This is a genomic window from Cellulomonas sp. GbtcB1, from assembly GCF_019091725.1.
Classification (GTDB): domain Bacteria; phylum Actinomycetota; class Actinomycetes; order Actinomycetales; family Cellulomonadaceae; genus Cellulomonas.
In genome coordinates this window covers 1-7,756 of the sequence record NZ_JAGXJG010000091.1, presented here as the reverse complement: position 1 = coordinate 7,756, position 7,756 = coordinate 1, and the positions used below count along the sequence as shown (strand labels likewise).

The following is a 7,756-nucleotide window of genomic DNA, read 5'->3' as shown; positions in this document are numbered from 1 at the left end:
GACCCGGTGCGCGGGAGGGTCCGGGCCGGGCTCGCGACCGACGGGGCCGTGACGGCCGCACCCGCGGGCGGGACGGCGGCGGGCACGCCGGGCACGACCGGGGCCCCGGGCGCCGGGACCGCGGGCACGGGCGTCCCGGGCGCGGCCGGCGCCTCGACGGCGAACGGCACCGACAGCGCCGCGGCGACCCCCGCGTTCCCCGCCAGGTCCGTCACCCCGGAGAGCGCCAGCCGGATCGTGGCCGCCCCCACCTGCGCGCCGGCGTCGGGCGTGTAGGTCGCGGTCCAGGTCAGCCCGCCGTCGGCGGTCGCCAGGCCGGACAGCGTGCCCGCGTCGGCGACCAGGTCGGTCAGCGCGAGGGTCGCCACGGGCTCCGAGAACGTGATCGTCAGCGTCGTCGGCCCGGTCACCCGGGTCGCCGCGAGCGCGAGCGTCGCCGTCGGTCGGACGGTGTCCACCGCGTACGCGCCCGACGTGGCCGTGCCCAGCCCGGCGTTGCCGTCGTCGTTCACGAGCTGCGCGAGGTCGAGCGTGACCACCGCGGGCCCGGACTCGGTGCCGGCCGCGCCCGTGAGCCGGCCGGTCCAGGTGACCCCGCCGTCGGACGAGGTCAGCGCGGGCACCGAGGCGCCGGGCGTGCTGAGAGCCCGCCACAGGCCGACGAAGACCGGCTCCGAGAACGTCAGCGTGAGGACGGCGTCGGTGGTGGTGGTCAGCACCGGCTCGGAGACGGAGACGGTCGCGGTCGGCCGCGTCGTCCGCACGGTGAGGGACGGGGCGACCGCGCTCCCGGTGCCGGCGTTGCCCGCCGCGTCGACGACGGTCGTCAGATCCAGGGCCAGGTCGGCGGTGGTGCGCGCGGCCGCGTCGGGCGTGAACGTCGAGGTCCAGGTCAGCCCCCCGTCCGACGAGGTCGGCGCGGTGAGCGTGCCGCCGCCCGCGACCAGCGACAGCCCGGGGCCGGCGCCGCCCGCCCCGCGGACGGGCTCGGAGAACGTCATCGTCACGGTGGCCGTCTCGCCCGCGCGGACGACGGCCCGGTCGACGGTGACGACCCCGACCGGGGCCAGGGTGTCGACGGTGTAGGCGGGCGAGTCGACGGTGCCCGAGCCGACGTTGCCCGCCTGGTCCATGACGCCCGCCAGGTCGACGGTGACGACCTGGCCGCTCGCGTTCGTCCCGGCGGCCGGGACGAGGGTCGCGGTCCAGGTGACGTTGTCGGCCGTGGTCAGGGCGCTCACCGTGCCGCCGCGCACGGTGACGTCGCCGAGGTCGAACCCGAGGACCGGCTCCGAGAAGACCACGGTGAGCGTCGCCGAGCCGCCGGAGCCCAGCGTCGTCGCGCTGAGGCCGACCGTCGCCGTCGGGCGGCGGGTGTCGACGGCGTAGGGCGCGGAGGACGTGGTCCCCGCGCCGGTGTTGCCCGCCAGGTCCTGGACACCGGCCAGGTCCAGCGCGACGACCGCCCCCGTCGCCTCGGTGTCGCCGGCAGGGGTGAGCGTGCCGGTCCACGTCAGGCCGCCGTCGGAGCTGGAGAGGCCGGACACGGTGCCGGCGCCGACCGTGAGGTCCGTGGCGGTGACGCCGGTGACCGCCTCGGAGAACTCCAGCGTGACGATCGCCGTGCTCCCGGCCCGGAGGGCGGCCTCGCTGACCGTGACACCCGCGGTGGGCCGCTGCGTGTCGACAGTGAACGCGTTCGAGTCGGTGGTGCCGATCCCCGGCTCGCCCCCGGCGTTGGTGAGCCGGGTGTTGTCGAGCACCAGCCTCGCCGCGTAGTGCGTGACCCCGGGGGCGGGGGTGTAGATCGCGGTGTACACCTGGTTGTCCGAGGTGGCCAGCCCGGACAGCGTGCCGGAGGGCACCGTCACGTCCGAGACACCGAATCCCACGACCGGCTCGGAGAACGTGAAGGTCACGACCGACGCGCCGTCTGCCGTGATCCACGGCTCCGCGACCACGACCGTGGCGGTCGGCGGCGCGGCCGCCGCGGGGGTGGCGGCGAGCACGGGCGCGGCCGCGAGGGCGAGCGCGAGGGTCACGGCGGCGGGGGTGCGGCGCATGCGGCGGGGTCCCGTTCGGGGTCGTCGCAGGCCGCGGGGGCCGACCCGGGCGGGTCGCGGCGGCGTGCGGGGGTGCGGTCACCGTACGTCGGCCGGTGCACCCGCGAGCAGGGGCTTCCCCCTATCGGACGCAGGCGGCCCGCGCCAGGGACCTCGGTCACCCTGCGGCTAGCCCCGCCCCGCGTACCGGGTCAGGAACAGCGCCTCCGCCGTCGCCAGCCGCTCGATCTCCGCCGGGTCGACGCTCTCGTTCGGCGCGTGGATGAGCGCCTGCGGCTCCTCGACCCCCATCAGCAGGATCTCCGCGTCCGGGTACGTCGACGCGAACACCGTGCACAGCGGGATCGACCCGCCCTGCCCGAGCAGCACCATGTCCCGCCCGAACGCCTCCCGCATCGCCGTGCGCATCGCGTCGTACGCGGGCCCGTCGGTCGCGGCCCGGAACGGCGACCCCGTCGCCTCCACGTCCACCGTCACCGACACCCCCCACGGCGCCGCCTCGGTGACGTGCGCGGTGAGCGCCGCGAGCGCGTCGGCCGGCGCGGTCCCCGGCGGGATGCGCAGGTTCAGCCGGGCGGCGGCGCGCGGCACGATCGCGGCCGTCGACCCGACGACCGGCGGGCAGTCGATCCCGAGCACGGTCAGCGCGGGCCGGGCCCAGAGCATGTCCGAGACGGTCCCGGAGCCGAGCAGCGCCTCGCCCGTCCGGACCTGGGCGTCCGCGCGGAACGTGTCGGGGTCGTAGGGCGCGCCGTCCCAGGTCTGGGTGTGGTCGAGGCCCCGCACGGTGGTGTCGCCGTCCGGGGCGCGCAGGGACGCGAGGACGGCGACCAGCGCCGCCAGCGCGTCGGGCGCCGGGCCACCGAACATCCCGGAGTGCAGCTCGGTCGGCAGCGCGTCGACCCGCACCACGACGTTGACCATGCCGCGCAGGCTGACCGTCACGGCGGGCACCCCGACGGCGGCGCTCCCGGTGTCGCAGACCAGCACGGCGTCGGCCCGCAGCAGGTCGGCGTTCTTCGGCACGAAGTCCTCGAGCCCGCCGGTGCCCTGCTCCTCGGACCCCTCGACCACCAGCCGGAGATTGACCGGGACGTCGTCGCCGAGCGCCCGGAGCGCGGCCAGGTGCATGAGGATGTTGCCCTTGCAGTCCGCGGCGCCGCGGCCGTACCAGCGCCCGCCGACCTCGGTCAGCTCGAACGGCGGCGTCCGCCAGGCGGCGTCGTCCAGCGGCGGCTGCACGTCGTAGTGGGCGTACAGCAGCACGGTCGGCGCGCCCGGGTCCGCCGCGGGTCGCGAGCCGACGACGGCGTCGCTGCCGTCGGCGGTGCGGTGCAGTCCGACGTCCGCGAACCCGACCTCGCGGAACGCGTCCGCCACCCACCGCGCCGCCTCCGCGCACGCCTCGGGCGGGAACTGCCGCGGGTCGGCGACCGAGGGGATCGCCACCAGCGCGGCGAGCTCCTCCCGGACGCGCGGCATCTGCTCGGCCACCCGCTCGCTCAGGTCCACGTCGTGCTCCCCTCACTCCACGACGCGGAGCTCCCGCGTCGTCGTGTTCAGCCGCCGCACACCGTCGGCGGTGACGGTCACGATGTCCTCGATCCGCACCCCGAACCGGCCCGGCAGGTAGACCCCGGGCTCGACGGAGAAGCACATCCCCGGGACGAGCGGCAGCTCCTCGCCCTCGACCATGTAGGGCGGCTCGTGCGTCGTGACGCCGATGCCGTGCCCGGTGCGGTGGATGAACCGCTCCCCGTACCCGGCGTCCGCGATCACAGCGCGCGCCGCCCGGTCGATCTCCTGGCACGCGACCCCCGGCCGCACCGCGTCGACCCCGGCCTGCTGCGCGAGCCGGACCAGCTCGTGCACCTCGCGGACCTCCGCCGAGGGCTCGCCGACGCTGACGGTCCGGCTGGTGTCCGAGCCGTACCCGGCGAGCAGCCCGCCGAAGTCGAGCACCACGCAGTCGCCGTCCTCGATGACCCGGGAGCCGGCCTCGTGGTGCGGGTTCGCGCCGTTGGGCCCCGAGCCGACGACCGTGAAGTCCACCTGCTCGTGACCGTGCTGCCGCAGCAGGTCGGCGAGGTCGGCGGCGACGTCCGTCTCCCGGCGGCCCGCGAACCGCACGTGCACGATCTCCTCGTACGTCGCGTCCGCGGCGGCCCCGGCGGCGGCGAGGCGCGCGAGCTCGTCGGCGTCCTTGACCGCGCGCAGCATCGGCAGCCGGTCGGTGACGGCGTGGAACCCGGTCCCGGGCAGCGCGGCCTGCAGCCCGAGCAGGTGCAGCGCCCACGCGCTGTCGGACACGGCGTACCGGGCGCCGGGGCGGAGCACGGCGCTCGCGGCCGCGTACGGGTCGCTGCCGTCCGACCAGTCGACGACCGCGGTGGCGGCGGTCCCCGCGGCGCCCTCCGCGTCCGGGCGCTCCAGCGCCGGCACCACCAGGGTCGGCTCGCGGTCGGCGGTGAGCGCGAGCAGGGTCAGCCGCTCGGTGATCGCGGTCGGCCGGTAGCCGGTGAGCCAGACCAGGTCGGGGCCGGGCGTGACGAGCACGCCGTCCAGGCCGGCCGCGCCGGCGTCGGCGACGACCCGGGCCATGCGGGCGGCGTAGTCGTCGCGGGTGAAGGGGGCGGGGTCGGTCACGAGGGGTCTCCCGGGGAGGTGGGCGCGGGGCGGTCGCCGACGGCGGGGCCGGCTGCGGGGCCGGCCGCGGGCCGGGGCGCCGCCCCGGCGGCCGAGGTCGGGATGGTGATGAGGTGCGCCGCGGCGGCCGCGGCCGCGTCCTGCACGGTGCCCTGCGCCGCGCGGTGCCGCCGGATCGCGACCACGGCGAGCAGGATGCCGAGCGCGCTCAGCACGGCCATGACCCACGCCGCCGCGGCGAGACCGGACGCCAGCGCGTCGGACGGGGACGCCCCGGCGGCGGTGCGGTCCGCGCCCACGGACGCGTACACGGTGGCCGCGATCGCGGTCGCCACCGCGGCGCCGACGTACCGGGCCATGTTGGACACGCCGGATGCGGCGCCCACCTGCTCCTCGGGGACGACGGCGGTCGCGGCGGACGACGACGGGCCGTTCGACAGGCCCATCCCGACCGCGATCGCGAGCAGCGGCAGCAGGAACGCCCCGTACCCCCAGCCGGCCTGCACGAACCCGACGATCACGAACCCGGCCGTCGTCAGAAGGAACCCGACGCCGATCACCTGCCGGCCGCCGACCCGCTTCGTCATCCGGGGCACCAGCGGCGCGACCACCACGAGGCCCACGGTCGCGGGCAGCGTCGCGAGGCCGGCCTGGAAGGACGAGAACCCGAGCGCGGCCGGGTCCTGGAAGTACAGGCTGAGCAGGTACATCAGGCCGTTGATCGTGCCCGCGCCGATGAGGATCGCCAGCGTCGCGCCGACCAGGATCCGGTTCCGCAGCAGCGCCAGGTCGAGCAGCGGCACGGCCACCCGCTTCTCGACGACGACGAACAGCCAGCCGGCGACGACGCTGATCGCCAGGCAGCCGATGGTCGCCGCGGACAGCCAGCCCCAGTCGCCGCTCTTGCTCACGCCGAGGATGAGCGGCGCGAGGGTCAGGGCGACCAGGACGGTCCCGAGGTAGTCGATCGAGTGCGGCCGGTCCGGGTCCTTCGACTCGGCGACCGTGAAGTACGTCATCAGCATGCAGACCACGCCGACGCCGGCGTCGATCCAGAACAGCCCCTGCCACCCGGTCAGGTCCACCAGCACCCCGCCGAGCAGCGGCCCCGCCGCGGCCCCGACCGCCGCGGCCGCGCCCCACAGCGACACCGACCGCAGCTGGTCCTCGCCGTCGCTCGCCACCGACAGCAGGCTCAGCCCGCACGCCAGGATCGTCGACCCGGCTGCGCCCTGGATCAGCCGGCCGACGATCACGCCGGTGCCGTCCTGGGACAGCGCGATGAGCACGCAGGACAGCACGAACAGCAGCAGGCCGAGCTGGAACACCCGCTTGCGCCCGAAGACGTCGCCCAGCGACCCGGCCGTGATGATGACGGCCGCGCCGACCAGCGAGTAGCCGGTGACGGCCCACTGCAGGGTGTCGACGGACGTCCCGGTGTCCGCGCTGATCGCCGGGAGCAGGATGCTCACCGCCGAGGTGTTCGCGTTCACCACGAGGGTGGACAGGCAGGTCGCGATCAGCACGCTCCGCGCGCCCCGTGCCGTCGTGCCCGCCGCGGCGGTCCCCGCCGTCGCATCGCCCATCGTCGACCCCCACGTCCGGCGGGCCGCGCCCCTGCGACGGCCCGATGGCTCGGTGGCTCGACCGTAGGCCGCCGGACCCCCGTCGCCGATCACCCCGCGGGGGTGAGCGCTCGTCCGGCGGTCGTCGACATCCTGGTCACGTGGCCGACCCGGCGCGTCGAGGGCTCGCACGGGCGAGGGCCGCCCTGGCCCGGCGGCTGTCGCCGCTGCCCGCCGAGGCGCCGCAGGTCCCCGAGCAGCCGCCCGAGGCCGTGCTCGACCTGCTGCGCCGGCTCGGCGTCGCGATGCAGCGCGCCGGCGACGCCGCGGACCGGGTGACGGCGATCCTCGACGACGTCGCGGCGGTCTACGCGGCGTCGGGGGTGCGGTTCTTCGTGCTGCCCACCGGCGTGTTCGTCCGGATCGTGGCCGGCGACTCCACCCGCGTCGACTTCGCGCCCGCGCCCAACGCCTCGCTGCGGCTCGACCAGGTCGACGCGCTGTACCGGCTGATCGACGACATCCGGCACGCGAAGCTCGGCGTCGCCGAGGCCGTCGGCCGGCTGCAGGCGCTGCTCACCGCGCGCCCGCGGCTGCCGGCCTGGCTGCGGGTCGCCGGGACGAGCGTGATGGTGCTCGGCCTGGGTCTGCTGCTCAACCCGACGGCGTCGGCCCTGCCCGCGTACCTGGTGCTCGGCGTGCTGGTCGGCGTGCTGACGCTGTGGGGCGAGCGGTCGCACGCGGTCGCCGTCGTGCTGCCGATGCTGACCGCGGGCGTCGTCACCTGGCTGGTGTTCCGGCTCTCCGAGCCCGTGCTCGGGTCGGCGCCCCTCGACATCGTGATCCCGACCCTCGTGACGATGCTGCCCGGTGCCGCGCTGACGATGGCGACGATCGAGCTGGCGTCCGGGTCGATGCTGTCGGGCTCGGCGCGGCTGGTCTACGGGCTCGAGCGGCTGCTGCTGCTGACGTTCGGCATCGCGCTCGGGGTGGAGTTCGCCGGGCTGCCGGGGCCGCCGCAGCCGGAGGCGCCGCTCGGGGCCTGGGCGCCGTGGGTCGGGGTGGCGGTGTTCGGGCTCGGGGTGTTCCTGTCGTCCGCGGTGCCGCCGCGCTCGCTGCCGTGGCTGCTGGCCGTGCTCGGCGTCGCGTACGGGGTGCAGGCCGGGGCGGGGCTGGTGCTGAACCCGCTCGGGGCGTCGTTCGCGGCCGGGGTCGTGGTGCTGCCGGTGGCGTACGCGATCCAGCAGCGGCCGAGCGGGCCGCCGGTGCCGGTGACGTTCCTGCCGGCGTTCTGGTTGCTGGTGCCCGGGGCGCTGGGGCTGGAGGGGGTGACCGAGATCGTCGGGGCCGACGCGGCGGCGGGCCTGGGGGACTTCCTCAACGCGCTGCTGACGATCGTGGCGATCGCGGCGGGGGTGCTGGTGGGGAGCGGGGTGTCGGAGCGCGCCGGCCGGGCGACCGGGGGGTGGCGGGGGCTGTGAC

Annotated in this window: 5 protein-coding genes; 1 reads left to right on the top strand and 4 read right to left on the bottom strand. The window is 76.6% G+C overall.

Annotated elements, in window-relative coordinates; genetic code table 11:
* The 4 genes from KVT14_RS19380 to KVT14_RS19365 all read right to left on the bottom strand — a co-directional run.
* Positions 1-2,063: Ig-like domain-containing protein (locus tag KVT14_RS19380; RefSeq protein WP_217617158.1), on the bottom strand; the 2,063-nt coding region annotated here is incomplete at its 3' end.
* Between the two features lie 168 nt (positions 2,064-2,231).
* A complete protein-coding gene (locus KVT14_RS19375; RefSeq protein WP_217617157.1) occupies positions 2,232-3,575 on the bottom strand; it encodes a dipeptidase in 1,344 nt (447 codons plus the stop codon).
* 12 nt (positions 3,576-3,587) lie between these two features.
* Positions 3,588-4,664, bottom strand: a complete 1,077-nt coding sequence (locus KVT14_RS19370) for an aminopeptidase P family protein (RefSeq protein WP_217617159.1) — start codon at positions 4,662-4,664, stop codon at positions 3,588-3,590.
* A gap of 41 nt (positions 4,665-4,705) precedes the next feature.
* On the bottom strand, positions 4,706-6,295 hold the full coding sequence (locus KVT14_RS19365; RefSeq protein ID WP_217617156.1) for an MFS transporter: 1,590 nt from the start codon (positions 6,293-6,295) through the stop codon (positions 4,706-4,708).
* A gap of 140 nt (positions 6,296-6,435) precedes the next feature.
* Here KVT14_RS19365 and KVT14_RS19360 point away from each other — a divergent pair, with 140 nt between their 5' ends.
* Entirely contained in the window at positions 6,436-7,755 is a 1,320-nt protein-coding gene (locus tag KVT14_RS19360) for a threonine/serine exporter family protein (protein ID WP_308161177.1), read from the top strand.
* Position 7,756 lies beyond the last annotated feature (1 nt).

Bases quoted from the DNA above. Each gene is read 5' to 3' on its own strand.
- KVT14_RS19370 (WP_217617159.1), bottom strand. From the start codon at position 4,664: ATGGCCCGGGTCGTCGCCGACGCCGGCGCGGCCGGCCTGGACGGCGTG.
- KVT14_RS19365 (WP_217617156.1), bottom strand. From the start codon at position 6,295: ATGGGCGATGCGACGGCGGGGACCGCCGCGGCGGGCACGACGGCACGG.